The sequence below is a fragment of the Chelatococcus caeni genome (assembly GCF_014196925.1).
Classification (GTDB): domain Bacteria; phylum Pseudomonadota; class Alphaproteobacteria; order Rhizobiales; family Beijerinckiaceae; genus Chelatococcus_A; species Chelatococcus_A caeni.
This window is the reverse complement of record NZ_JACIEN010000002.1, coordinates 268,641-293,337: the sequence shown is the minus strand read 5'-3', so window position 1 is coordinate 293,337 and position 24,697 is coordinate 268,641. Positions and strand designations below refer to the sequence as shown.

17 protein-coding genes and 1 riboswitch are annotated in these 24,697 nt (G+C 72.4%); of the genes, 12 read left to right on the top strand and 5 right to left on the bottom strand.

Annotation, left to right across the window (positions count from 1 at the left end):
- Positions 1-2 precede the first annotated feature (2 nt).
- The 7 genes from addB to GGR16_RS10015 all read left to right on the top strand — a co-directional run bounded on the left by addB (position 3) and on the right by GGR16_RS10015 (position 10,723).
- Positions 3-3,164 carry a double-strand break repair protein AddB gene (gene addB, locus GGR16_RS10045; RefSeq protein ID WP_053193459.1) on the top strand — a complete coding sequence of 1,054 codons (3,162 nt, stop codon included), beginning with the start codon at positions 3-5 and terminating at the stop codon, positions 3,162-3,164.
- A complete protein-coding gene (gene addA, locus GGR16_RS10040) occupies positions 3,161-6,670 on the top strand; it encodes a double-strand break repair helicase AddA (RefSeq protein ID WP_183316522.1) in 3,510 nt (1,169 codons plus the stop codon). The genes addB and addA overlap by 4 nt, the downstream gene beginning before the upstream one ends.
- Positions 6,671-6,806: 136 nt before the next feature.
- Positions 6,807-7,127, top strand: a complete 321-nt coding sequence (trxA, locus tag GGR16_RS10035) for a thioredoxin (RefSeq protein ID WP_019403177.1) — start codon at positions 6,807-6,809, stop codon at positions 7,125-7,127.
- A gap of 586 nt (positions 7,128-7,713) precedes the next feature.
- Positions 7,714-7,956 (top strand): PIN domain-containing protein, encoded by a 243-nt coding sequence (locus tag GGR16_RS10030; protein WP_019403179.1) that lies wholly within the window; start codon positions 7,714-7,716, stop codon positions 7,954-7,956.
- Between the two features lie 132 nt (positions 7,957-8,088).
- Positions 8,089-8,622 (top strand): bifunctional adenosylcobinamide kinase/adenosylcobinamide-phosphate guanylyltransferase, encoded by a 534-nt coding sequence (cobU, locus tag GGR16_RS10025; protein ID WP_053194040.1) that lies wholly within the window; start codon positions 8,089-8,091, stop codon positions 8,620-8,622.
- Positions 8,619-9,233 (top strand): cob(I)yrinic acid a,c-diamide adenosyltransferase, encoded by a 615-nt coding sequence (gene cobO / locus GGR16_RS10020; RefSeq protein ID WP_019403180.1) that lies wholly within the window; start codon positions 8,619-8,621, stop codon positions 9,231-9,233. Before cobU ends, cobO begins: the two co-directional genes overlap by 4 nt.
- Positions 9,233-10,723, top strand: a complete 1,491-nt coding sequence (locus tag GGR16_RS10015) for a cobyric acid synthase (protein WP_183316521.1) — start codon at positions 9,233-9,235, stop codon at positions 10,721-10,723. Before cobO ends, GGR16_RS10015 begins: the two co-directional genes overlap by 1 nt.
- 386 nt (positions 10,724-11,109) lie before the next feature.
- Here the strand turns inward: GGR16_RS10015 and GGR16_RS10010 are convergent, their stop codons facing one another.
- A complete protein-coding gene (locus tag GGR16_RS10010) occupies positions 11,110-11,949 on the bottom strand; it encodes an ABC transporter substrate-binding protein (RefSeq protein ID WP_183316520.1) in 840 nt (279 codons plus the stop codon).
- A 385-nt stretch (positions 11,950-12,334) separates the two neighbouring features.
- Positions 12,335-12,527, top strand: a riboswitch (cobalamin riboswitch).
- 34 nt (positions 12,528-12,561) lie between these two features.
- Between GGR16_RS10010 and GGR16_RS10005 the strand changes: the two genes are divergently transcribed.
- The 5 genes from GGR16_RS10005 to GGR16_RS09985 all read left to right on the top strand — a co-directional run bounded on the left by GGR16_RS10005 (position 12,562) and on the right by GGR16_RS09985 (position 19,180).
- Positions 12,562-14,538, top strand: a complete 1,977-nt coding sequence (locus GGR16_RS10005) for a TonB-dependent receptor plug domain-containing protein (protein ID WP_183316519.1) — start codon at positions 12,562-12,564, stop codon at positions 14,536-14,538.
- A 4-nt stretch (positions 14,539-14,542) separates the two neighbouring features.
- Positions 14,543-15,586 (top strand): FecCD family ABC transporter permease, encoded by a 1,044-nt coding sequence (locus GGR16_RS10000; protein ID WP_183316518.1) that lies wholly within the window; start codon positions 14,543-14,545, stop codon positions 15,584-15,586.
- Complete coding sequence (locus GGR16_RS09995) at positions 15,586-16,389, top strand: ABC transporter ATP-binding protein (protein WP_183316858.1); 804 nt, start codon at positions 15,586-15,588, stop codon at positions 16,387-16,389. The genes GGR16_RS10000 and GGR16_RS09995 overlap by 1 nt, the downstream gene beginning before the upstream one ends.
- Before the next feature lie 91 nt (positions 16,390-16,480).
- A complete protein-coding gene (locus tag GGR16_RS09990) occupies positions 16,481-17,119 on the top strand; it encodes a TetR/AcrR family transcriptional regulator (RefSeq protein ID WP_183316517.1) in 639 nt (212 codons plus the stop codon).
- A gap of 93 nt (positions 17,120-17,212) precedes the next feature.
- Complete coding sequence (locus GGR16_RS09985) at positions 17,213-19,180, top strand: nucleoside-diphosphate sugar epimerase/dehydratase (RefSeq protein WP_183316516.1); 1,968 nt, start codon at positions 17,213-17,215, stop codon at positions 19,178-19,180.
- On the opposite strand, the gene GGR16_RS09980 is transcribed toward GGR16_RS09985, so the two are convergent.
- The 4 genes from GGR16_RS09980 to GGR16_RS09965 all read right to left on the bottom strand — a co-directional run bounded on the left by GGR16_RS09980 (position 19,107) and on the right by GGR16_RS09965 (position 24,653).
- Complete coding sequence (locus GGR16_RS09980; RefSeq protein WP_183316515.1) at positions 19,107-20,036, bottom strand: NAD-dependent epimerase/dehydratase family protein; 930 nt, start codon at positions 20,034-20,036, stop codon at positions 19,107-19,109. The two genes, GGR16_RS09985 and GGR16_RS09980, sit on opposite strands and share 74 nt — an antisense overlap.
- On the bottom strand, positions 20,033-21,064 hold the full coding sequence (locus GGR16_RS09975) for an MraY family glycosyltransferase (RefSeq protein WP_183316514.1): 1,032 nt from the start codon (positions 21,062-21,064) through the stop codon (positions 20,033-20,035). The genes GGR16_RS09980 and GGR16_RS09975 overlap by 4 nt, the downstream gene beginning before the upstream one ends.
- A 96-nt stretch (positions 21,065-21,160) precedes the next feature.
- Positions 21,161-22,027: an MBL fold metallo-hydrolase gene (locus GGR16_RS09970; RefSeq protein ID WP_183316513.1), complete on the bottom strand. Its 867-nt coding sequence runs from the start codon at positions 22,025-22,027 to the stop codon at positions 21,161-21,163.
- Between the two features lie 76 nt (positions 22,028-22,103).
- Positions 22,104-24,653 (bottom strand): ABC transporter ATP-binding protein, encoded by a 2,550-nt coding sequence (locus GGR16_RS09965; protein ID WP_183316512.1) that lies wholly within the window; start codon positions 24,651-24,653, stop codon positions 22,104-22,106.
- Between the last annotated feature and the right edge of the window lie 44 nt (positions 24,654-24,697).

The following is a 24,697-nucleotide window of genomic DNA, read 5'->3' as shown; positions in this document are numbered from 1 at the left end:
CCATGGCAAGGCAGGCGCCGGCACGGGTCTTCACCATCCCCCCGGGGGCGCCCTTCCTCGCAACCTTCGCCGATGCGCTGCTCGCCGGCCGCATCGTGCCCGGTTTCCCGGACGCCGACGATCCCCTCGCGCTCGCCTCGGCCACCATCTACCTGCCGACCCGGCGCGCCGCCCGCGCGCTCGCCGCCACCCTCGCCGAGCGGCTGCCGCAGCGCAGCGTGCTCCTGCCCGACATCCAGCCGCTCGGCGACCTCGACGCCGCGGAGCTCGCCCTCGCCGGCGAGGCGGAGCGGGCCTTCGGCGATGCCGCCGTGCATCTGCCGCCGGCGCTGGCGCCGATCGAGCGGCGCCTCATCCTCACCCGCCTCGTGCTGCAATGGGCCCGCGCCCTCGACGGCGCCATCCTGCCGGCCGAGGCGCACGAGCCCCTGCTCGTGCCCGCATCGCCGGCCGACGCCCTTGCCCTCGCCGACGATCTCGCCGCCCTCATGGACGGGCTCGCGACCGAGGACATCCCTTGGACGGCGCTCGCCGGCCTCGTCGAGGAGCGTTACTCGCGCTACTATGGCATCACGCTCGACTTCGTGAAGATCGCCGCCGAGATGTGGCCGGCCATCCTCGCCGAGCGGCAGGCGAGCGACCCGGCCCGGCGCCGCTCGGCCCTCGTCGATGCCCGGGCCGCGGGCCTCGCGGCGGCGCCGCCGCAACGGCCGGTGATCGTCGCCGGCTCGACCGGCTCCATCCCCGCCACGGCCCGGCTCATCGCCGCCATCGCACGCCTGCCCAAGGGCGCCGTGGTGCTGCCGGGGCTCGACACCGGGCTCGACGACGACACCTTCGCGCTCATCGGCGCGGGCGCCGACCTGACGGTGCACAACCACCCGCAGGCGATGCTCGCCCGCCTCCTCGCCACCATCGGCATCCCGCGCGCCGACGTCGCCGTCCTCGGCGCGCCCCCGCCCCGCCTTGCCGCCCGCTCGCGCTTCCTCTCCGAGGCCATGCGGCCGGCGGAGACCACGGACCTGTGGGCCGAGCCCGCCCACCGCCCGCCCGAGGCCGATCTCCACGCCGCCTTCGACGGCCTCTCCCTCGTCGAGGCGGCGGACGAGCGGGAGGAGGCGCTGTGCGCGGCCATTGCCCTGCGCGAGGCGCTGGAGGATCCGGCAGCGACGGCGGCCCTCGTGACGCCGGACCGGGCGCTCGCCGAGCGCGTGGCCGCCGAGCTCGCCCGCTGGGACATCGCCGCCGAGGATTCGGCCGGCCTGCCGCTGCGGCGCAGTCCCCACGGCACGCTCGCCTGCCTCGTCGCCGATGCGGCTGCCGCCGACCATGAGCCCGCGATCCTCGCGAGTCTCGTCGCCCATCCCCTCGCCCGCTTCGGCTGGCCGCGGGCGACGATGGAGCGCGCCGCCCGCGCGCTCGAGATCGGCGTGCTGCGCGGCCCCGCGCCGCCGCCGGGCCTTGCCGGCATCGCCGCCGTGCTCGCCGAGCGGCGGGCGGAAGCACGCGACCACCGCGCGCCGCGTCCGCTGCGCCGCTTGACCGACACGGACTGGGACCTCGCCGAGACGCTCCTCACGCGCCTTAGCGAAGCCTTCTCCGGCTTTCGCGCCGAGGACGGCGATGGGCTCGACCTCGTCGCCCTCGTCGGCGCCCATCGCGCCGCGCTCGATGCGGTGGCGCGTCCCGGCGCCGGCGAACCGCCCCCCCTCGTCGCGGGCGAGGCGGGAGAGGCCCTGGCCGAGGTCTTCGACGCGGCGACGAGCGCGAAGGTCGACGGCCTCACCGGCCGTTTCGCCGATTATCCGGCCTTCTTCGCCACCCTGATGGCCGACGCGGTGGTGCGCCGGCCGATGTCCGGCCACCGGCGCGTCAAGATCCTCGGCCTGCTCGAGGCACGCCTCGTCGAGGCCGATCGCCTCGTCCTCGGCGGGCTCGACGAGGAGGTGTGGCCGCCGACGGCACGCACCGATGCCTTCCTCAACCGGCCGATGCGCACGACGCTCGGCCTCGCCCCGCCCGAGCGGCGCATCGGCCAGACGGCGCATGATTTCGTGCAGGCGCTCGGCACGCGCGACGTGGTGCTGACCCGGGCCCTGAAGCGCGGCGATGCGCCGACCGTCCCGTCACGTTTCCTGCAGCGCATGCAGGCGCTGGCGGGCGACGGGCTGTGGGCGGAGCTCAGGCGACGGGGCGAGCGCCTGCGCCGCTATGCCGGGGCGCTGACGCGCCTGCCGGCGCTCAGGCCCATCGAGCGGCCGCGGCCGAAGCCCGACCCGGAGCTGATCCCGCGCCGCCTCAGCGTCACCGAGGTCGAGACGCTGGTGCGCGACCCCTATGCCATCTTCGCCCGCCACGTGCTGAAGCTCGATCCGCTCGACCCCATCGCCGTGCCGCCGGGCGCCGCCGACCGCGGCACCATCGTGCACGAGGCGCTCGGCGCCTTCACCGCCCGCCATCCCGTGACGCTGCCGGCCGATGCGCGCGAGGAGCTGGTCGCCCTCGGCCGACAGGCCTTCGCCCCCATCGCCGCCTATCCGGACGTCGCCGCGCTGTGGTGGCCCCGCTTCCTGCGCCTCGCCGAGGCCTTCGTCGCCTGGGAGACGGCGCGGCGCGCGGACATCGACGTCGTTCAGGCCGAGGTGGCGGGCGCCCTCGCGCTGGCGCTGGCCGACGGCAGCCCCTTCCGCATCACGGCACGCGCCGACCGCATCGAGCGCCTGCGCGACGGCCGGGCGGTGATCGTCGATTTCAAGACCGGCCGGCCGCCGAGCCCCAAGCAGGTCTTCGCCGGCTTTTCGCCGCAGCTCACCCTCGAGGCCGCCATCCTCGCCGCAAGCGGCTTTCGCGAGGTCGCGCATGTGCCGCCCGATCTCTGCGAGCTTCTTTACATGCATGCCGGCGGCGCCCGCGAGCCGCTGGTCGCCTGCCCGGTGAAGCCGCCGCGCGACGAGACGCGCTCCGTTGCCGAGGTCGTCGTCGAGCACGAGAGAAAGCTGACGAGCCTCCTGTCGCGCTATGTCGCCGGCGAGATCGGCTTCGCGTCGCGGCCCTTCCCGCAATTCGCCGGCCGCTTCGGCGCCTATGACCATCTCGCCCGCGTGCGCGAATGGTCGCTCGCCGGCGACGAGGCCGATCTTGGCGAACTCGGAGGCGAGGCATGAGCGGCCCGGCGCCCGGCGGGCTCAAGGTCCCGACGAAGACGATCCTCGACCAGCAGCGCGCCGCCCGGCCGGACGCCTCGGCCTGGGTGTCGGCCAATGCCGGCTCGGGCAAGACCAAGGTGCTCGCCGACCGCGTCATGCGGCTCCTGCTCGCCGGCACGGAGCCCTCGCGCATCCTCTGCCTCACCTTCACCAAGGCGGCGGCGGCGAACATGGAGAACCGCATCTTCGCCGAGCTCGGCAAGTGGGTGCGTCTCGACGACGAGGCGCTCGCCGCCGCGCTCGAGAAGCTCGAGGGACGGCGGCCGGACCGCGCCCGCCTCGCCCGCGCGCGCCGGCTCTTCGCCCATGCCGTCGAGACGCCCGGCGGCCTCAAGATCGAGACCATTCACGCCTTCTGCGAGCGCCTGCTGCACATGTTCCCCTTCGAGGCGAACGTGCCGGCGCGCTTCACGGTGCTCGACGACAACGAGAGCGCCGTGCTGCTCGCCGAGGCGCTATCCACGGTCATGGCCCGGGCCGCCCTCGGCCGCGACCCCGCCCTGCGCGACGCCCTGACGCTGCTCGCCGAGAACCATTCGGACACGGCCATCGCCGAGACGATCCGCGAGGCGCTGCGCCACCGCGCGGCGCTTCTCGCCTACGCGCGCGAGCCCGCCGCCTTCGCCGACGCGATGGCGGGCCTTGCCGCTGCGCTCGGCCTGGACGAGGGCGAGACGCCGCAGACCATCGCCCGCGCCATGTGCGAGGACGGCATCGCCCCGGCCGAATGGCCGGCCATCGCCGAGGTGTTGCGCGGCGGCAAGAAGACCGACCAGACGAATGCCGAAGCGCTGTCGCAGGCGGCGCAGGCGGACGATCCGTGGGAGCGGCTGGCGCATTACCGCTCGCTGTTCTTCACCCAGAAGGGCACGCCCGCGGCCAACCGCAGCGTGGCGACAGGGAGCGTCCCGCCCGATCTCGCCGAGCGTCTCTTCGCCGAGCGCGATCGCCTTGCCGCCCTCGACGAGCGGATGAAGGGCGCCCGCACGCTGGAGCGGACGCAGGCCCTGCTCACCCTCGCGCAGGCGGTCCTCGCGCGCATCGAGGCGGTGAAGCGGGCACGCGGGGCGCTCGATTTCGACGATCTCGTCGAGCGCACGCTGACCCTGCTCGAGCGCGCCGATGCGGCCTGGGTGCTCTACAAGCTCGATGCCGGCATCGACCACCTCCTCGTCGACGAGGCGCAGGACACGAGCCCGACGCAATGGGCCATCCTGAAGCGGCTGACGGAGGAGCTCTTCGCCGGCGACGGCGCCGTCGCGAAGACGCGTACGCTCTTTGCCGTGGGCGATCCCAAGCAGTCGATCTACGGCTTCCAGGGCGCCGCCCCGCAGGAATTCGAGGGCTCCGGCCGCTATTTCCAGACGCGGGCGCGGCAGGCGGACCTCCTGTTCGAGCCGGTGGAGCTCACCGTCTCCTTCCGCTCCGCGCCGGCGGTGCTGAGCGCCGTCGATGCGGTCTTCGCCGTCGAGACGCATTACCGCGGGCTCAGCTTCGCCGATGTCGCGGTCGGCACCGCGCACGAGAGCGCGCGCCCCGATGCCCCGGGCCTCGTCGAGGTGTGGGAGACGGAGCGGCCAGCCGACCGCGAGGAGCCGGAAGCCTGGGTGCTGCCGCTCGACGAGCTCGCCGATAGTGCGCCCGCCATCCGCGTGGCCGAGCGCATCGCCCGCACCGTCGAGCGCCTGACGACGCACGGCGACGACACCGGCCAGCGCTTCGCGCCGGGCGACATCCTCATCCTCGTGCGCAGCCGCGGCGCCTTTTTCGAAGCCGTGATCCGGGCCCTGAAGCGGCGCGGCGTGCCGGTCGCCGGCGCCGACCGTCTCGACGTCGGCCAGCATATCGCCGTGCGCGACCTCGTCGCCGCCGGCCGCGCCGCGCTCCTGCCCGACGACGACCTGACGCTGGCCGCCGCCCTCAAGAGCCCCCTCGTCGGCCTCACCGACGACGACCTCATGCGCATCGCCGCAAGGCGGGAGGACAGCGAGAGCCTCGCCGATGCCCTCGCGCGGGCCGGGACGGCCGGCGATGCGGCCGCCGCGCGGGCGGGGGAGGCGCTCGGGCGCTGGCGCAATGCCGCCGCACGCCGCGGTCCCTTCGCCTTCTATGCCGGGCTGATCGGCCCGGAAGGCGGCCGCGAGCAGCTCGTCGCTCGGCTCGGCCAGGAGGCTGGCGACGCCATCGACGCCTTTCTCGCCATGGCGCTCGATTTCGAGCACCGCCACGCACCCTCGCTGAAAGCCTTCCTCCTCTCCTTCGAGAGCGACGGCCGCGAGGTGAAGCGCGAGATCAAGCGCGACCTCGATGCCGGGCGCGACGAGGTCCGCGTCATGACGGTGCACGGCGCCAAGGGGCTGGAGGCGCCCTTCGTCATCCTCGCCGACGACTGCAGCCAGCCCAACGGCCGCCATGATCCCAAGCTCTTCGCGCTGCCCCTGCAGCGCTCCGGCCACACCGGCCCGGCGACGGTGCCGGTGTGGTCGCCGAAGCGCGACGAGGACGCCCCCGCCGTCGCGCGGCTCAGGGAGGCAGTGCGCACCCGCGAGGCCGAGGAGCACAACCGCCTCCTCTATGTCGCCATGACCCGGGCGAAAGACCGGCTCGTCGTCGCCTCCTACAGCAACGGCAAGCGCGGCAAGGACGGCAACTGGCCCGAGCTGCCCGCCATGTGCTGGACCGGCATGATCCGCCGCGGCCTGGAGGGCCGGCTGGAAGAGGTCGAGGTAGACGGCCTGAGGGTCCAGCGCTGGCAAAGCGGCCCCCTCGGCGCTGCCGCAGCCGCGCCGCCCCCCGCCGAGGATGGCGCCGGCATCGCCATGCCCGATTGGCTCGATCGGCCGGCGCCCGCGGAGCCGGAGGCGCCGCCGCCGCTCAGCCCCTCGAGCGCGCTTGCCGCTGCCGACAGGCCGCACCGTCCGGGCGACGGGCCCTTCGCGGCCGACGCGCGCCTTGCCGGCACGCTCGTGCACCAGCTCGTCGAGCATCTGCCCGGCCTGCCCGCCGCGGCGCGCCCGACGGCCGCCGAGCGATTCGTCGCCGTGCGGGCCGGGCGCCTCGACGAGGCGAAGCGGGCCGGCGTCGTCGCCCAGGCCCTCGCCCTTCTCGACGAGCCGGCCCTCGCGCCCCTCTTCGGCCCTGACGCGCGTGCCGAGGTCGCCGTCGCCGGCGAGATCGCCGTCGGCAGCACGAGGCGCGCCGTCTCGGGGCAGATCGACCGGCTCGTGGTGAGCGACGAGGCCGTCGTCTTCGCCGATTTCAAGACGAGCGCCCGCCCGCCGGCGGATCTCGCCGCGGTGCCCGAGGCGCATGTCGCTCAGCTCGCCGTCTATGGGGCGCTGCTTGCGGACATCTTCCCCGGACGCAGCCTCAGGGCCCTTCTCGTCTACACCGCCGGGCCGCGTGTGCTGGAGGTTCCCGGCGAGGCGCTCGCCGCCGCGCTCGACCGGATCCCGGTGTTGTGAACGGCCAGGGTGCCACCAGATCTAGCGTCAACGTGTGGGCACGCACACAAGTTACCTTGACCGGAACGGGGGGCCTTCCTACGTTCGGATCGACTTGCTGCGCAGACTGCGCCGCGCATATGGAAAGGAACTCATCATGGCGACTGCGAAGGTGACAGATGCGAGCTTCGAGGCCGATGTCCTGAAGTCCGCAGAGCCCGTCGTCGTCGATTTCTGGGCCGAATGGTGCGGACCCTGCCGCATGATTGCGCCCGCGCTCGAGGAAATCGCCACCGAGATGGCCGGCAAGGTCAAGGTCGTCAAGCTCAACGTCGACGAGAACCCGAACACGGCCGCCCAGTTCGGCATCCGCTCGATCCCGACCCTCATGATGTTCAAGGACGGCAAGCTCGCCGGCCAGAAGGTTGGCGCCCTGCCGAAGAGCGAACTGTCGAAGTGGATCTCGACCGCCGTCTGACGGACGCCGCATCGACGCCGGAAGAAGGGCCCGCCGGGCCCTTTTTTCTTGGCCCTCATGATTACTAGCGTCTTTCGCTAGCATTAGAATGAGCCTGTCTTCCGCCGGAGCACATGAGGCGTCCATGAAGACCACGATCACGGTCCGGGACATCGATCCCGGCGACAAATCCTGGCTCTAGCACGAGGCCGGCCGGCTGGGCATCTCCATGGAGGAGTTCGTGCGCCGGTTGATTCGCGAGAAGCGGACCAAGGCATCTGCACAGACAAAGCCCTCGGAGGCGTTCAGGCACTACTTCGGCGCCCTGCACGGGGTTGAGCTGCCGCCGCGCGCGGCAGGTTCGGCTATTCGCCCGTCCGTTTCGAAGCGGGCGGCGACGAATGACGGCGGGGGTCGGCTACCTGCTCGACGCCAACGTTCTTTCCGAGATGATGCGGCCCGCCCCCGACGGCAAGGTCGCCGATTTCCTTGATTCCATTGCCGGTCAAGGCCTGGGACTCGCCTCGATCACAGCCTGGGAAATACTCAACGGCATAGGGCTCCTGCCGCCCGGACGCCGCCGGATACGCTGCGGCAGCAGTTCCTCTTGCTGGTCTCGGACCTCTTCGAGGATCGGGTGCTCGACTGGACCTTCCAGGATGCTGCCTCCACGGCGCGCATCATGGAAGAGAAGCGGCGGCGCGGCGAGGCCCTGGACGACCATCTGCCCGATGCGATGCTGGCCGGCACGGCGGCAAGCCGCGACGTGACGATCCTCACCCGTAACGAGGCCGAGTTCCGCAACACGGGCGTGCGCTTCGTCAATCCCTGGACGGCACCCATCGTCTGACGCCGTTGCGCCGGAGCGGGCACCGGCTGCGCAATGCTCCGTCTCCAGATGCGCTCTTTTCGAGCGACCGGACTGGCAGGAGCCTTGGAACGCGCGCTTGCCGCCGCCGTGCCGCCGTGGCATGCCGGAGCCATGCAGGACACGGCCCTCCCCATCGCCCATCTCGTCCTCGGCGGCGCCCGCTCGGGCAAGAGCCGCCATGCCGAGGCGCTGGTCAGGGCGATGCCGGGACCGTGGATCTATATCGCCACCGCCGAGGCGCACGACGCCGAGATGGCGGAGCGCATCGCCCGCCACCGGCACGACCGGGGCCCCGGATGGCGGACGGTGGAGGCGCCCCGCGCGCTCGCCGCGGCCATCGCGGCGGCGCCGGAGGGCGCGCCCGTCCTCGTCGACTGCCTGACGCTCTGGCTCACCAATGTCATGCTCGCGGGCGAGGATGTGGAGGCCGCCTGCCGGCAGCTGACGGAGGCGGTGGCCCGCCGGCGCCGGCCGCTCGTCCTCGTCGCCAACGAGGTCGGCTTCGGCATCGTGCCGGACAATGCGCTCGCCCGCCGCTTCCGCGACCATGCCGGCCTCCTCAACCAGCGCCTTGCCGCCGTCGTCGACCAGGTCACCCTCGTGGTCGCCGGCCTGCCGCTCACCGTGAAGGGACGCGACCGATGACCGCCATCTCCCCCGAGGAAGCCGCCCGCCATCGCGAGAAGATGGTGAAGCGCAAGGCCGTGCAGGATGCGGAGGTGGCGGAGAAGACGCGCGAGAAGGGCCTCCTCATCGTCAACACCGGCCCCGGCAAGGGCAAGTCGACCGCCGCCTTCGGCCTCATGCTGCGCGCCCTCGGCCACGGCTGGAAGGTGGGCGTCGTCCAGTTCATCAAGGGCAACTGGGAGACGGGCGAGCGCCGCGCCATGGAGCGCTTTTCCGACCTCGTCGAATGGCACGCCATGGGCGAGGGCTTCACCTGGGAGACGCAGGACAAGGCGCGCGACATCGCCGCCGCATCGCGCGCGTGGGACAAGGCGAAGGAGCTGATGGCGCGGGACGACATCCGCCTCGTCATTCTCGACGAACTCAACATCGCCCTGCGCTATGATTACCTGCCGCTCGACGCGGTGGTGGCGACGCTCGCGGCGCGGCGGCCGGACCTGCACGTGGTCGTGACCGGTCGCAACGCCAAGCCCGAGATGGTCGCCGCCGCCGATCTCGTCACGGAGGCGGGGCTCGTCAAGCACCACTTCGCCGCCGGGGTGAAGGCACAGGAAGGCATCGAATTCTGATGGCAACGCCCGCGGTGATGCTCCAGGGCACCGGCTCCAACGTCGGCAAGTCGCTGATCGTCGCGGGCCTGTGCCGCCTCTTCGCCCGCCGCGGGCTCACCGTGCGCCCCTTCAAGGCGCAGAACATGTCGAACAACGCCGCGGCGGTGGCCGGCGGCGAGATCGGCCGTGCCCAGGCGCTGCAGGCGCGCGCCGCCCGCGCCGAGCCCACCGTGCACATGAACCCGGTGCTGCTGAAGCCCGAGAGCGACCGCGGCGCCCAGCTCATCGTGCAGGGCCGGCGTCACGGCCATCTCGACGCGCGCGACTTCACCGGCCGGCGCAAGGCGCTGATGCCCTTCGTGCTCGGCAGCTTCGCCAAGGTCTGCGAGGGGGCCGACCTCGTCATTGTCGAGGGCGCCGGCAGCCCGGCCGAGATCAACCTGCGCGCCGGCGACATCGCCAACATGGGCTTCGCCACCGAGGCCGGCGTGCCGGTGGTGCTCGTCGGCGACATCGACCGCGGCGGCGTCATCGCCAGCCTCGTCGGCACCCATGCCGTGCTCGACGAGGCCGACCGGGCCATGGTGCGCGGCTTCCTCGTCAACAAGTTCCGCGGCGATCCCGCCCTCTTCGCCGCGGGCATGACGGCGATCGCCGAGCGCACCGGCTGGCAGCCGCTCGGCCTGCTGCCCTGGCTTCCGGAGGCGAGCCGGCTGCCCGCGGAAGATGCGCTCGACCTCACCGGCACCGGCCGCAAGCCGGGCGACACCTTCATCGTCGCCGCCCCCGTCCTGCCACGCATCGCCAATTTCGACGATCTCGACCCGCTCAGGCTGGAGGAGGGCGTCTCCCTCGTCCTCGTGCCGCCCGGCCGGCCGATCCCGTCCGATGCCGACCTCATCGTCCTGCCGGGCTCGAAGGCGACCATCGCCGACCTCGCCCATCTCAGGGACGAGGGCTGGGACATCGACATCCTCGCCCACGTGCGCCGTGGCCGGCCCGTCGTCGGCCTGTGCGGCGGCTACCAGATGCTCGGCCGCACCATCGCCGATCCCGAGGGCATCGAGGGCGCGGCCGGCATCGTGCCGGGGCTCGGCCTCCTCGACATCGACACGATCCTGACAGGCGACAAGGCGGTGCAGCCGGTCGAGGCCGTCCATGCCGGGACGGGCTATGCCGTCACCGCCTACGAGATCCACCTCGGCCGCAGCGAGGGGCCCGATTGCGTGCGCGCGCCCTTCCGCGTCGCCGGCGAGCGCGAGGGGGCCATGTCGCCGGACGGGCTCGTCATGGGCACCTATCTGCACGGCATGTTCGCCGCCGACGACTTCCGCCGGGCCTTCCTCGCCCAGGCGAGCGGCGGCACCTTCCGCGCCAGCCTCGCCTACGAGCGCAGCATCGAGGAAGCGCTCGACAGGCTCGCCGCCCACGTCGGCCGGCACATGGACGTCGACGCGCTCCTCGCCATCGCGAAGGAGCGAGGCGGGGGCCAGGCTAGAGATTTATGAGTTTAAGTCGACGCGGAAGACTTGGCTTGATCCCTCCCTTTCGCAAGTCGGGTGTTCCCGACTTGCGCATATAAGTGCGGACCTCGGGCAAGCCCGAGGTCCGTGGGAGGGTGGATCGCGCCGTCCGAAGTCGGATTTATCCGACTTCGGCTTTTTAGGTGCCGAACTCGGGCAAGCCCGAGTTCGGAGGCGCGAGACGGGTGGGGTCAAGACCGGGTACGGCGCTCCTGATGTCACTCGCGTGCCCCCTCCGTCACCGCCATCGAACTCGGGCTTGCCCGACTTCGACATTTGGAAACCGAAGTCGGGCGAGCCCGACTTCGCGGCGCCACCTCCCCCGTACGGGGGAGGATCAACGCGTGCGCCGATCTTAAAGTCATCATGCTTCAACGCTCCCGGTTCACCTTGGCGCGCACCTCGGCGGCGAGTGCATCGATGGCCGCCGGCGTCGAGGGCCCACCGCAGATGGTGAGCCGGTCCGGGAGGAACAGGCGCCGCTCGGGCGGCAGCACGCCGGCGAGCGCCGGGTGGACGAGGAAGGCCGTGCCGTTGTCGATGGCGCGAGCATCGGCCTCGTCCATCACTACGAAGTCCGGCGGGCCCATGACGAGTTGCTCGAGGCGCACGAGGCCGCCCTGCGGCAGGCCGAGGCGGGCCTGCATCGGCTGAAGGCCCATGTGGCTTAGAAGCTCGGCGACGAGCGAGCGCTCCCCCGGCACGTAGCCGCGCCGGTAGAGGACGAGGACGGTGGCCGGGCGCCGGGCGAGGCCTTTGGTGCGCGCGAGCGCCGCCTCGATCTCGGCGGCAAGCGCCGCGCCGCGCTCCGGATGGCCCAGCCGGGCCGCGACGGCCGTCAGCTGCTCGCGCCCCCCGGCGATGTCGCGCCAGGGGTCGAGCACCATCAGCGGCACGCCGTGGCGCTCCAAAAGCTCGCGCTTGACGCGCGTGCCATAGCGGCCGCTGAGCACGAGACCCGCCTCGCCGACCAGGATCTCCTCGCCCGTGCCGCCATTGACCGGAAGGTCGCCCACCCGGCCCGCGAGGAAGGAATAATCCGCATCGCGCGACAGGGGACTGAGGGAGGCGATCTGTCCGCGATCGGCCAGCGCCAGCAGGAGCTGGTCGGCGCACAGGTTGAGCGAAACGACCCGCGCCGGAGGCGCTTCGGCGTAGCGGGCAACGGACGGCGCGGTTTCCGATCGGCCGGCCGCGGCGAGGCGCACCATATCCCCCTCCCCCCGCTTGCGGCGGGGAGGGGTTAGGGGTGGGGGGCCGGCGGGTGCAGGCCGGAAGCCTTCCGGGCCGACGGACACGCCACCTGCAATCGTCGAACGCCCGCCGGCGGAACCGCCCCCCACCCCGGCCCTCCCCACCACTGCGTGGGGGGAGGGAGGAGAGAGGCGCTCCGGCTCGCTGCTGCCGGCAGCCGGCGCAAGGCCGAGCCCCGTTGCAAGCACGATCGCGAACGCGACAGCCGTCCTCATATCCCTCATGTCCTTGCCCGCCCTTTCGGGCGCAATCTCGGCCGCAGCCTTACGGCGCTCCTTGCGCCGGCGCAAATGCACAGGCGGTGCATCCGTTCCGCATGCTTGCGGCCGAGCCGCGGTCTGCGTAAAGAGGCCCTGCGTTGGTGCCCCGCCGCAGCGGGGTGAAACGGGAACACGGTGCAAGACCGTGGCTGCCCCCGCAACTGTGAGCGGCGAGCGGCGATTCGACGAAGCCACTGGGGCCATCGGGCACCGGGAAGGCCGAATCGCAGCAGGGACCCGCAAGCCAGGAGACCGGCCAGCGCGCGAGGCAACCCTGACATCCGCCGGAGGGGCGGAATGGAGGTTTTCATGGCCGGTTCCGCCGGCCGTCGGACGCTCTCCGGCGGTATGTTCCTTTTGTCTTCCCTCACCCTTGCCGCCACCGGCGCCGCCGGCGACGAGATCACCCTGCGCGAGATCGTCGTCACGGCGACGCGCGGCCCGCAGGCCATCGCCCGCAGCGGCAGCGCCGTCACCGTCATTACCGCCGAGGAGATCGCCCGCTCCGGCGCCCGCACGCTCAACGACGCCCTGCGCCGCGTGCCCGGCCTCGACCTCACCGAGAGCGGCGGCACCGGCGCCACCACCTCCGTGCGCCTGCGCGGCGGCGAGCCGGGCCAGACCCTGGTGCTGATCGACGGCGTGCGCGTCAACGACCCGTCCACCGGCAACGGCCAGTTCGACTTCTCGCTGCTGGTGCCGACCGGCATCGAGCGCATCGAGGTGCTGCGCGGCCCCCAATCGGCCCTCTACGGCTCGGACGCGATGGGCGGCGTCGTCAACATCATCACCCGCAAGGGCCACGGCGAGCCGCGCGCAGCGGTCGCCGCCGAGGGCGGCAGCTACGGCAGCAGGGGCGTGCAGGCCGCCGTGTCCGGCGGCGATGCGCGCTTCAACTATGCCGTCTCGCTCAACGGCTACGACACCGCCGGCTTCTCGCGCTGGGGCTACCGCATCGGCCGCCTCCGCGCCCAGCACCCGTGGCCGCTGGAGAGCGACGGCACACGCCGCTTCGGCCTCTCCGCGCGCTTCGGGTTCTCGCCGAGCGAGGATGTCGCCTTCGACGTCGGCGGCTCGGCCTATGTCAATGCCACGCAATATGACGCGGCCTTCGGCGCCTTTCCCGACACCCCGTCGTCGAGCGTCCAGCGCCTCGGGCAGATCCATGCCCGGGCCACCGTCCACGCCTTCGACCGGCGGCTGAAGAACACCTTCCTCGTCTATGCCAACCGCACCGAGCGCGACTATCGCTCCATCAGCTATTACGGCAGCACGGCAGCGCCGGTGACGGACTGGTCGAAGGACGGCTACGTCGGCGGGCGCGTCGGCGTCTCCTATCAGGGCGACCTCTCGCTTGATGCCTTCGGCCTCCTCACCTTCGGCGGCCAGGTGGAGCGCGAGAAGCTGACGAGCACGAGCGAGGCCGTGCTGCCGGTGCCCGGCCCGCGCACGACGCTCGACGATGCCGCCCAGACCACCCGCTCCCTCTTCGCCCTGCACCAGATCACCCTTGCCGAACGCCTGAACCTGTCGCTCGGCGGGCGCATCGACGACATCGAGGGGGCGGACCGCTTCGCCACCTGGCGCGCCACCCTCGCCTACGACATCGCCGAGAGCGACACGGTGCTGCGCGCGAGTGCCGGGACGGGCGCCAAGGCGCCGACGCTCTACCAGCGCCTCGATCCGCTCTACGGCAATCCGGCGCTCGGCCCGGAGCGCTCCTTCGGCGTCGACGCCGGCATCGACCAGAAGCTGTTCGACGGCCGGCTCACCCTCTCCGGCACCCTCTTCCTCAACCGCTTCCGCGATCTCATCAACTTCCAGAGCGATCCGTCCTGCCGGCCGGACCAGACCTTCGGCTGCTACGTCAACGTGGCGCGGGCCGAGACGAGCGGCTTCGAATTGTCGGCCAAGGCCGAGCTCATCCCCGAGATGCTGAGGCTCGACATCGCCTATACCAACCTTGTCGCCGTCGACCTCACCACCGACCTCAAGCTCGCCCGCCGGCCGGAGAACACGGCGCGCATCGGCCTCACTTTGACGCCGGCGCCGGGCCTCGTCATCGCGCCGGCGCTCGTCCTCGTCGATGCGCGCTATTCCGCGCCGCACGAGAAGGACAGGCTCGCGCCCTATGCCCGGCTCGACCTCTTCGCCTCCTATGAGGTGTCGGAGCGCGTTTCGCTCTTCCTGCGCGGTGAAAACCTCACCGATGCGCGTTATGAGGAGGTGAAGAACTACGGCACGGCGGGGCGCTCGCTCTACGCCGGCCTCAAGGCCACCTGGTGAGGCGATGGACGGGATGCGGGGCAAGGAGATCGAGGAAGGCGCGACCCGCCGCCCCGGCCGCTGGCTGGCGGCGGCGCTCCTTGTCGTCCTCCTCGTCCTTTGCGTCCTGTCCCTCATGCTCGGCCCGGCGCGGCTCACGCCGGCCTTGGTGATCGAGGGCCTCTTTGGTGACGGCGGCGGGGCGGGCGTCGTCGTGCGCGACATCCGCCTCCCGCGCACCCTGCTCGCCGTCATCATCGGCGCGACGCTCGGCCTTGCGGGCGCCGCCCTGCAGGGCCTGCTGCGCAACCCGCTCGCGGCCCCCTCCGTCTTCGGGGCGCCGCAGGCGGCGGCGCTCGGGGCCGTCGTCGTCATCTATTTCGGCTATGCGGAGGTCTATTCGCCCGCCCTGCCGCTCGCCGCCATCGCCACATCCTTCCTGTCGGTGCTCGTCGTCATCCTCATCGCCGGCGAAAGCGCGAGCCTCGTCGTCCTCGTCCTTGCGGGGCTTGCCATCTCGAGCCTCGCCGGGGCGGCGACCTCGCTCGCCATCAGCCTGTCGCCCAACGCCTTCGCCGTCACCGAGATCGTCTTCTGGCTCATGGGCTCGCTGGAGGACCGGACCATGCGCCACGTCGCGCTCGTGGCACCCTTCGCGCTTCTCGGGGCCGCGCTCCTCCTCTCGCAAGGCGGGGCGCTGCGCACGCTGGCGCTCGGCGAGGAGGCGGCCCGCAGCCTCGGCATCGACGTGCGCCTGCTGCGCCTTGCGGTCGTCACCGGGGTGGCCGTCGGCGTCGGCGCGAGCGTCGCGGTCGCCGGCACCATCGGCTTCGTCGGCCTCGTCGCCCCGCACATCGTGCGCCCGCTCGTCGGCCACGACCCGCGCCGCACGCTCGTGCCGGCGGCGCTCGCCGGGGCGGTGCTGCTGACGGCGGCCGACTGCGCCGTGCGCGTCATCCCCTCCGCCACCGAGGTCAAGCTCGGTGTGCTCACCGCCATCGTCGGCGTGCCCTTCTTCCTCTACATCATCGTGCGCCGCCGGGCGGAGCTGACAGGGGCGCCGGCATGATGGGCGCCGCCCTCACCGCCCGCGCCGTCGCCGCGCGCCTCGGCGGCCGGCAGGTGCTCGCCGACGTCGACATGACGCTCTCTCCCGGCAGCCTCACCGCCATCATCGGCCCGAACGGCGCCGGCAAGACCACGCTGGTGCGGGTGATGGCAGGCCTCGTCAGGCCGGAGGCGGGCACGGTGCTCTTCGGCGAGCGGCCGCTCTCGGCGCTCTCGGCCCGCGAGCGGGCCCGCACCGTCGCCTATCTGCCGCAGGGCGGCACCGTCGCCTGGCCGTTGCCGGCCGCCGACGTCGTCGCCTTGGGACGCGTGCCGCATGGCGGCGGGCCAGGGACGGGCCGGATCGACCCCGCCGTCGCCCACGCCATGCGCGCCACCGACAGCGAGGCCTTCGCCGGGCGGGCCGTTACCACCTTGTCGGGCGGCGAGCGGGCGCGCGTCCTGCTCGCCCGGGCGCTCGCCGTCGAGGCGCCGGTTCTCATCTGCGACGAGCCGGTCGCCGCGCTCGATCCGCGCCACCAGCTCGCGGTGATGGGCGTGCTCGCCGCCGAGGCGCGGAAGGGCCGCGCCGTCGCTGTCGTCATGCACGACCTCGCCCTCGCCGCGCGCTACGCGGACCGGGTCGCGATCCTCGCCGAGGGGCGTCTCGTCGCCGCCGGCACGCCGCACGAGGTACTGACCCCGGCCATGCTGGCCGAGGTCTTCGGGGTCGCCTCCCTGCGCGAGGAGCGGCCCGACGGGCTGCTCGTCCTGCCCTGGCGCCCGCTCGCGCCCGAGCCCGGGCCCCTTCCGCCATCCGTTTGACGGATGACGAGGAACGTCATACCTCTAATCGACATGCCCGGCCCGACAGGCGGGACGGGCCTTCTGGTTCGAGAGAAGTCGATCATCTGCCATGACGGACGGCAGCCCAAGCCCGGACACCACCCGCGAGCGCATCATCGCCGCGGCAGAACAGCTCTTCCGCGACATCGGCTTCCAGAAGACGACCGTTGCCGACATCGCCAGGACGCTCTCCATGAGCCCGGCCAACGTCTACCGCTTCTTCGCCTCCAAGAAGGACATCAACGAGGCGGTGGCCGAGCGCATGACGGGCCGCAAGCGCAACCGGATCGAGGCCGTCGCGAAGGAGCCCGGCACGGCGCGCGAGCGCATGCGCCGCCTCCTGACCGAGATGCACGTCATGATGGCGGAATTCGCCGATGCCGACGCCAAGATCCAGGAGATGGTGGCCGTCGCCATCGCCGAGAGCTGGAGCGTCATCCATAACCACATCCGCGACCTCGACACGATCATCGCCAATGTGGTGCGCGAGGGCATCGCCGAGGGCGAATTCTCGGATGTGGATCCGGAGGTGGCCGGCCCCTGCGTGCGCGCGGCGATGACACGCTTCTGCCATCCGAGCGTGCTCGTGATGTGCCGTGACATCCCGCAGCCGACCCTCGACGAGCAGATCGACTTCATCCTTGCGGCCCTCGGCGCGGGGCGGCAGGGGGCACCCCGCCGTGCCGGCGAGACGGCCCGGGCATCGTGAGCCGGCCACGGCTCCGGCCGGCGAGGCGCGTTGACAAACCGTCCCGTCAGGCTGATACCCCCGCAGACATCCACTAAGAACGGCTCCAGATTCTTGGCACAGCTCCTGGCGAAGAAAACGCTGATCATCGCCCACGACCTCGGCGCGACCGTCCTTGCGGTCCTGCTCGCCTTTGTCGTGCGCTTCGAGGACCCGCAGCTCGGCGAGCGCCTGGCGCTGCTGCCGCACGTCCTCCTCGTCTTCGTGCCGCTCGCCGCCGTCACCTACTGGTATTTCGGCCTCTACCGCTCGCGCTGGCGCTTCGCCTCGCTGCCCGACCTGTCGAACATCTTCAAGGCGGTCACGCTTCTGGCGATGACCCTCCTCGTCGGCGACTACATCCTCGCCTCCTCCGGTTTCTACGGCTACTTCTTCTTCGGCAAGATCACCATCGCGCTCTACTGGGTGCTGCAGATGTTCCTGCTCGGCGGGCCGCGGCTCGCCTGGCGCTATCTGAAATATGCCCAGTCGCGCCACAGCATCGAGCGGCATGAGGCCACCGCCTCCCTCGTCCTCGGGCGCAGTGCCGAGGTGGAGGTCGCGCTGCGCGCCATCGAGAGCGGCGCCTTTTCGAAGATCTCGGCCAAGGGCATCCTGTCGCCGCGCGAGTCGGACCTCGACCAGGCCATCCGCGGCGTACCGGTGCTCGGCACCTTCGCCGATCTCGAGCAGGTCATCGCCGATCTTGCCGAGCGCGGCGTCAACGTGCGCCGCCTCGTCATGACGCCGAGCGCCATCAACGCGCCCGAGGCCGACGCCCTGCTCGCCCGCGCGCGGCGCCTCGGCCTGCCGCTGTCGCGGCTGCAGGGCCTCGACGAGGAAGGCCTGCGCGACCTCACCCTCGCCCCTGTCGACATCGAGGACCTGCTGCTGCGCCCGACGGTGGAGATCGACAAGGCGCGCCTCGCTCGCTTCATCCGCGGCAAGCGCGTGCTGGTGACCGGCGGCGGCGGCTCCATCGGCAGCGAGATCTGCGCCCGCGTCGCCGCCTTCGGCGCCGATGCGCTCTATGTGCTGGAGAGCTCGGAGCCGGCGCTGCACGCGGTGACCGAGCAGCTCGCCGTGCTCGACGCGCCGACGCGGATCGAGGGCGGCATCGCCGACGTGCGCGACCGCGAGCGCATCGAGCATCTCTTCCGCCAGTTCGCGCCCGACGTCGTCTTCCACGCCGCGGCCTTGAAGCACGTGCCCTATCTGGAGCAGGACTGGAGCGAGGGCATCAAGACCAACGTCTTCGGCTCGGTGAACGTGGCCGATGCCGCCGTCGCGGCCGGCGTGCGCGCCCTCGTCATGATCTCGACCGACAAGGCCATCGAGCCGGTCTCCATGCTCGGCACGACGAAGCGCCTCGCCGAGATGTACGCCCAGGCCCTCGATGCCGAGACGGCCGCGAACGGCGGCAGCGGCACGCGCCTCATCGCCGTGCGCTTCGGCAACGTCCTCGGCTCGGTCGGCTCGGTCGTGCCGAAGTTCAAGGCCCAGATCGCCCGCGGCGGCCCCGTCACGGTCACCCATCCGGACATGGTCCGCTACTTCATGACCGTGCGCGAGGCGGCCGACCTCGTCCTCACCGCCGCCTCCCATGCCGATGCCGAGGGCCGCACGGCCACCGGCGCCGGCCGCCGCGCCGCCGTCTATGTCCTCAAGATGGGCCAGCCGGTGCGCATCTACGATCTCGCCCAGCGCATGATCCGCCTCGCCGGCTTCGAGCCCGGCGTCGACATCGACATCGCCGTCACCGGCGTGCGCCCCGGCGAGCGCCTGCACGAGATCCTCTTCGCCCGCGAGGAACCGATGACGGAGACGGGCATCGACGGCGTCATGGCGGCCGAGCCGGTCTTCGCCGACAAGGCGCGCATCGCCGGCTGGCTGGCGCGGCTCGAGGAGGCGGCGCACGCCTACGACCGGGCGCGTGCCGAGGCGGTGATGGCGGAGGCCATCCCCGAGTTCAGCCGCCGGCAGCCCCCAGCCGCCGCAGGCCTTCCGGCGTCGTCAGAGCAGGTCGCCAGCCGAGCGCCATGAGGCGGCCCGGCTCGACGACGAGCGAGCCGGCCAGCCGCTCCAGCATGCCCTGCCGGCCGGCGAGCCGCAGCAAAGCCGCGATCCACCGCTCGTCGATGTCGACGAGGCCCGGGCGCCGCCCCATCCCGGCCCTGAGCGCCGTGATGATCTCCGGCAGCGAGACGGGCGCCGCATCCGCCACCAGCATGGATCCCGACAGCGGGCCGGGCTGCGCCAGCACATGGACGATGGCACCGGCGAGGTTCTCGACGGCCAGGAGCGAGCGCCGGGCGCCGAGCCCGGCGAAGGGCAGCGGCAGCGGCAGGCGCGCCAGCCTGACGAGCGCCCCCATGTTGCCCGCGACGCCCCGGCCGTAGACGAGCACGGGCCGCAGCGCCACATGGTCGATGCCGCGCTCGGCAAGGCCGCGCTCGGCGGCGAGCTTGGAGCGGCCGTAAGGATCGACCGGGGCCGGCGCGTCGTCGTCGCGCAGGGTCGCCGGCGCGCTCGCCCCGCTCTGGGCGCGGACGGAGGACAGGAAGACGAAACGGCGCACGCGGCCGGCGGCGGCATCGGCGAGCGCCAGCGTCGCATCGGTATTGACCCCCTGGTAGCGCGCCTCCGGAACGCCCGGCCCCACATGGGCGATGCCGGCGCCGTGCACGACCGCATCGACGCCGGCGAGCGCCGGCGCCCAGTCGACCGGTGTGGCGAGATCGCCGATGACGAAAGGCTCGCAGCCGGGCGGCGCGCGCCCCGCATCGCGCACGGCGGCGCGGACCGCATGGCCGGCCTCGCGCAGGGCCGCGGCCACGTGCCGGCCGACGAAGCCCGAGGCTCCGGTGAGGAGGACGGTGCCGCCTGCGCCCGCCGTCATGCCGGGGCCATGCCCGCGCGCGGGCGCGAGAAGCGCAGCAGCACGAAGCCGACGCCCGCCGCCCCGAGAGCGACGAGGGCCGCCTGAAGCGCCGGAGAGGTGACGCCCAGCGAAACCGCCGCCAGCAATGCGAGGAAGAGATTGAGGGCCAGCACCTGCCCGACGACGGCCGGCACCGAATAGCCGTTGTCGGTGGCGCGCTGGTAGAAGTGGCTGCGGTGCGCCTGCCACACGCGCTCGCCGCGCGCGAGTCGCCTGAAGAGCGTCAGCGTGGCGTCCGCCAGGTAGTAGAGCGGCAGGAGGACGGCGGCGGCGAGCCCGCCATGGGCGGCGAGCACGAGCAGCAGATAGCCGGCGATGAGGCCGATGGGCAGCGAGCCGACATCGCCGAGGAAGAGCCGGGCCACCGGCCGGTTGAACGGGGCAAAGCCGAGGAGGCCGCCGAGCAGGGCGGCCGCAAGCACGCCCTCCGCCGGCGGCAGGAAGCCCGACAGGGCGAAGGTGGCGAGCGCGGCGCACAGCGGCGCGAATTCCGCCACCGTCATCAGGTCGAGCCCGTCCATGAAGTTGACGAGATTGACGAACCAGACCCCGGCGAGCACCAGCAGGGCCTGCTCGAAGCCGAGGGGCAGCCAGTCCGGCCCGATACGCACCACGTTGGTAGCTGCGACGACCACCAGCCCGACGGCGGCGAACTGCGCGCCGAGACGCGGCAGCACCGGCAGCGGGCGGATGTCGTCGAAGGCGCCGAGCCCCGCGAGCACGACGGCCGCGAGCGCGACGGCGAGGAGCGCGGCACCGGCACCGGCACCGAGCGGCGGCAGACCGATCGCGAGGGCCGCGGCACCGGCCGCGAGCGCGGCCCCGAGCACGGCGATTCCCCCGCCCTGCGGCGTCGGGATGCGGTGGCTCGAGCGCGCGTTGGGCCGCGCCAGCGCATAGCGCTGCAGCAGCGGGCGCAGAAGGATGATGGCGAGCCCCGCCAGGAGGGCGGCGCCGAGGCAGGTGGTGGCGAACAGCGCCGTCACGTCGCGCTCCGGATCACGAACCGATCCCGCTCCCCGGCGGGCGGCGCGACAATAGCCGATGGAGGCGCGGCCGCAAGGGCGGGCGGACGATCCGGCTCAGGCGGCGACACGCGCGGCAGCGAGGTGGACCTCCTGCCCCTCGCGCGCCACGAAGGAGCCGGGCAGCATGGCGGCGAGGCGCCGCTCCATGTCGGCGAGATCGGCATCGGTGTGCCAGGGATGGACGTGGAAGGCCGCGAGCCGGCCGACGCCCGCCGCCCGGCAGAGCGCGACGCCCGCATCGCAGGTCGAATGGCCCCAGCCGCGGCAGCGGCAATATTCGGCTTCCGTGTACATGGCGTCGTAGATGACGAGGTCGGCGTCGCGCACGAAGGCGAGCAGCTCCTCGTGCGGCCAGGGGCCGAGCTCGTCATGCTCGATGTCGCTGACGTAGCAGACGGAGCGCCCGCCGTGATCGAAGCGGTAAGCGGTGGCACCGGACGGGTGCTGCAGCGGACAGGTGCGGACCTTGAGCCCGTCGTCGAAGGTCAGCGTCTCGCCGGCATGGAAGCCGACGTGCTCGATGGTCGCCGGCAGCTGGGCGAGCGTCACCGGAAAGAGCGGCGGCGCGAACAGCCGGTCGAGCGCCGCCTCGGCGCTCTCGCCGTCGAGATTGCCGCAGTGCAGCCTCAGCGTCGTGCCCTTCATCAGAGCCGGCCGGAAGAAGGGCAGGCCGATGACGTGGTCGAGATGGAGGTGGCTCAGGAGCAGGTCGATATGCGCCGGCGCATCGGCGCCGAGCGTCTGTCCGAGGCGGGTGATGCCCGTGCCGGCGTCGATGACGAACAGCCGCTCGCCGCAGCGCACCTCGACGCAGGCCGTGTGACCGCCGAACGTGCACACGTCCGGCCCCGACACGGGATGCGAGCCCCGGACGCCCCAGAAGCGGACGCTGAGATCACTCTCGGTCGGTTTGTTGTCCATAGCCATCTGCCATTTCTACCTTAGAAAAACCGCAAACGACGTGCGCTAGCGCACATGAAGGTCACGATTCGGAGGGTCACGATCCATCCGCCATTTCCGCCTCCGCCCGGGGCAGCGCCAGCCCGGCGCGCGAGAAATGGACAGTCCTGTCGAGGCAATCCTCGGGCAGGCCCGGCGGCAGCACGGCGACGAGGCTGCGGTTCTCGAGCCCCTGGCGCAGGCGCCCGATCAGCGCCTCGGCGTCGCTTCGCGTCATGCCGTCGAAGATGTGGCTGACCACGAGCACCTGCGGCTCGCGCGCCAGGCAGCGGATGAGATCGACCAGCCGGTCCGGCACCGGCGAGACGAGCCCCTTGCGCGGGCCGACGCGGGCGGAGAGCCCGAGCCGCAGCACCTCGGCGTCGAGGTCGAGCGAGGCGAGCACGCGCCGCACGGCGGCATGCACCCGCTCCTCCGCCCCGGCGATGTCGTAGGCCACGCGGCCGAAGAGCAGGTTGTCGCTGAGCGAGGCGGCGCTGCACAGCCGCTCCGCCTCCCAGAACTCGATGGCCGGCGCAAGGCCCGGCGGCAGCAGACGGGCGAAGGTGCGCCGGGCGGCGACGAGGCGCGCCTCCAGCGCCTCGTCGAGCAGGCCGAGGCGGTGCCGCGTCTCCACATAGCGCAGGGCGAGCGCGATCAGGAGATCACGGTCCTCGGCCTGCTCGCTGCGCCGGCGCTGGGCGCGGCGCGCGATCAGTCCCTCGTAGCGGCCGCGCTCCTCGGCGCTGAAGAAGGAGAAGCGCTCGATGAGGGCATTGTCGTCCGGGATGCCGGCGAACATCTCCACCATCTGCGTGGCGATGGCGAGGCCCATCTCGGTCAGCGGCCGCGTCAGATCCTCCGCCTCCAGCACCGCCCTGAGGAAAGGGTTGCGGGCGAGACGCCGCTCCTCGAACGTGTCACCCACGGGCACGCCGAAGAGGATGTTCTCGGCCACGGTGCCGTGGCGGTTGTAGCGCTCGGCGGCAAACGGATCGACGAGATCCTCGGTCCCGTCGGAAGCGAGCTCCTCCCTCACTGCCCGCCGGGCATCGGCGATGAAGGGGGCGAGGCGCGCCGCCGCATGGGCGCCGACGGCCCCGTTGAGCCCGAGACTGTAGACCTCGGCATCGACCCCGACGAGCTTGAGCGCGGCGATGAGCCGGGCATCGCACGCATCCTTGTCCCGCGTCAGGTCCGGCGGCACGCCGTAGGTCAGGTTGTCCCTGAGGCTGCCGTCGAGCATCACGGGATCGGCCCCGGCAAAGGCGATGACGGCCGCCCTGTAGCCGTCGGACATCTCGCCGACGTCGACGCCATCGAAGAGGACGCGCCCCTCCGTAGGATCGAGCGCCCCGCCGAGGACGGCCGCGAGCACGTCCGCCCCCGAGCCCGGCGGCCCGGCAAGGGCGACATGCGCCGGCAGGTCGAGTGTAAGGTCGACGCCCTCGAGCCTGTGGCCGGAATGCGGGTCGAAGGCCGTGAGCCCCTCGACGCCGACACGCTGCGGCGAGGGCTGCGGCAGGCGCGCCGCACGCCGGCGCCGCTCGCCACGCGCATTGAGGCTGCCGACGGCCCGGGCCAACTCCTCGAGGGCCGCCCGGCCCTCGCGCTGCCCGGCAATCCAGCGCGTGAGCGCATCGACCGGCCGCAGCATCAGGAAGGCGGCGAAGAGCGCGGCGACGAAGCCCCCGGCGGACAGCACCCGCTCGGCCGCGAGATTGCCCGCGATGACGATGAACAGCGCCGGAAGGCCGTAGCGGACGATGGCGACGAGCGCCTGCAGCCCGATCTGGCGCCGCGCCTGCGCGACCTGCCGGGCGGACAGCCGCGCCAGCATGGCGCCGAAACCGGCGAGCTCCGCCTCGCCCGTGCCGTGAATGCGGATGGCGGGCAACCGGCGGGCCGCCTCCTGCGCCATGCGCCCCGATTCCCGGTCGCCGTCGCGCGCGACGAGGCCGAGCGCAGCCCTTGCCTCGTCGAGCGGCCGCATCAGGACGGCGGCAGCGATGGCCCCGCCGAGGAAGAGGAGCCCGATGGACAGGTGCTGCGCGAAGCCGAAGGCGAGGATGACGAGGATTTCCGGGCCGACGCTGAGCGGCACGGCAAGCGCCTCCCGGAGCACCGGCGCGAGCCGGCCGACGCCTTCGCCGATCTGCCGGGCTGCCGCCTCCGCCTCGTCCCGCGCCGAGGGCCGGGCCGTGACGATGCGGCCGAAGATATCCTTCCTGAGCCCGTTCGTGGCGCGGCTCGCTGCCGTCGCAGCAAGAAGGGAGACCAGCGCCCTGAGCCCCACCTGCAGGAGGATGAGGGCAATGAGCGTTGCGATGGCCGCCGCCATATAGGCATCGCGGCCGAGGAGAATGCCCTCGGACACGACGACCTCACCGCCGCCGAAGACCGCGGGCAGCCCGAAGGCGAGGCGCAGAAACGGCGCCTGCGCGTCGATATCGGCGAAACGCCCGCCGATGAGGACGTCGTCGATCAGGGTCGCCAGCACGCCGAGGAAAAGAAGGACGGCGACCGCCAGGAGGAGGCCGACGAGGGCGATCACCAGATTGAGGCCGCGATTGCTGCGCCAGGCAAGTCGTAGGGGATCGCGTTCCATGGTTCTCCGGCGGCCTGTGGCGGGCCGCGGTGCGGCAACCCGTG

What these genes read in the sequence shown, in the direction of transcription:
- addB (WP_053193459.1), top strand. Translation starts at nt 3, where the DNA reads ATGGCAAGGCAGGCGCCGGCACGGGTCTTCACCATCCCCCCGGGGGCG.
- addA (WP_183316522.1), top strand. Translation starts at nt 3,161, where the DNA reads ATGAGCGGCCCGGCGCCCGGCGGGCTCAAGGTCCCGACGAAGACGATC.
- trxA (WP_019403177.1), top strand. Translation starts at nt 6,807, where the DNA reads ATGGCGACTGCGAAGGTGACAGATGCGAGCTTCGAGGCCGATGTCCTG.
- cobU (WP_053194040.1), top strand. Translation starts at nt 8,089, where the DNA reads ATGCAGGACACGGCCCTCCCCATCGCCCATCTCGTCCTCGGCGGCGCC.
- cobO (WP_019403180.1), top strand. Translation starts at nt 8,619, where the DNA reads ATGACCGCCATCTCCCCCGAGGAAGCCGCCCGCCATCGCGAGAAGATG.
- GGR16_RS10015 (WP_183316521.1), top strand. Translation starts at nt 9,233, where the DNA reads ATGGCAACGCCCGCGGTGATGCTCCAGGGCACCGGCTCCAACGTCGGC.
- GGR16_RS10010 (WP_183316520.1), bottom strand. Translation starts at nt 11,949, where the DNA reads ATGGTGCGCCTCGCCGCGGCCGGCCGATCGGAAACCGCGCCGTCCGTT.
- GGR16_RS10005 (WP_183316519.1), top strand. Translation starts at nt 12,562, where the DNA reads ATGGCCGGTTCCGCCGGCCGTCGGACGCTCTCCGGCGGTATGTTCCTT.
- GGR16_RS10000 (WP_183316518.1), top strand. Translation starts at nt 14,543, where the DNA reads ATGGACGGGATGCGGGGCAAGGAGATCGAGGAAGGCGCGACCCGCCGC.
- GGR16_RS09995 (WP_183316858.1), top strand. Translation starts at nt 15,586, where the DNA reads ATGGGCGCCGCCCTCACCGCCCGCGCCGTCGCCGCGCGCCTCGGCGGC.
- GGR16_RS09990 (WP_183316517.1), top strand. Translation starts at nt 16,481, where the DNA reads ATGACGGACGGCAGCCCAAGCCCGGACACCACCCGCGAGCGCATCATC.
- GGR16_RS09980 (WP_183316515.1), bottom strand. Translation starts at nt 20,036, where the DNA reads ATGACGGCGGGCGCAGGCGGCACCGTCCTCCTCACCGGAGCCTCGGGC.
- GGR16_RS09970 (WP_183316513.1), bottom strand. Translation starts at nt 22,027, where the DNA reads ATGGACAACAAACCGACCGAGAGTGATCTCAGCGTCCGCTTCTGGGGC.
- GGR16_RS09965 (WP_183316512.1), bottom strand. Translation starts at nt 24,653, where the DNA reads ATGGAACGCGATCCCCTACGACTTGCCTGGCGCAGCAATCGCGGCCTC.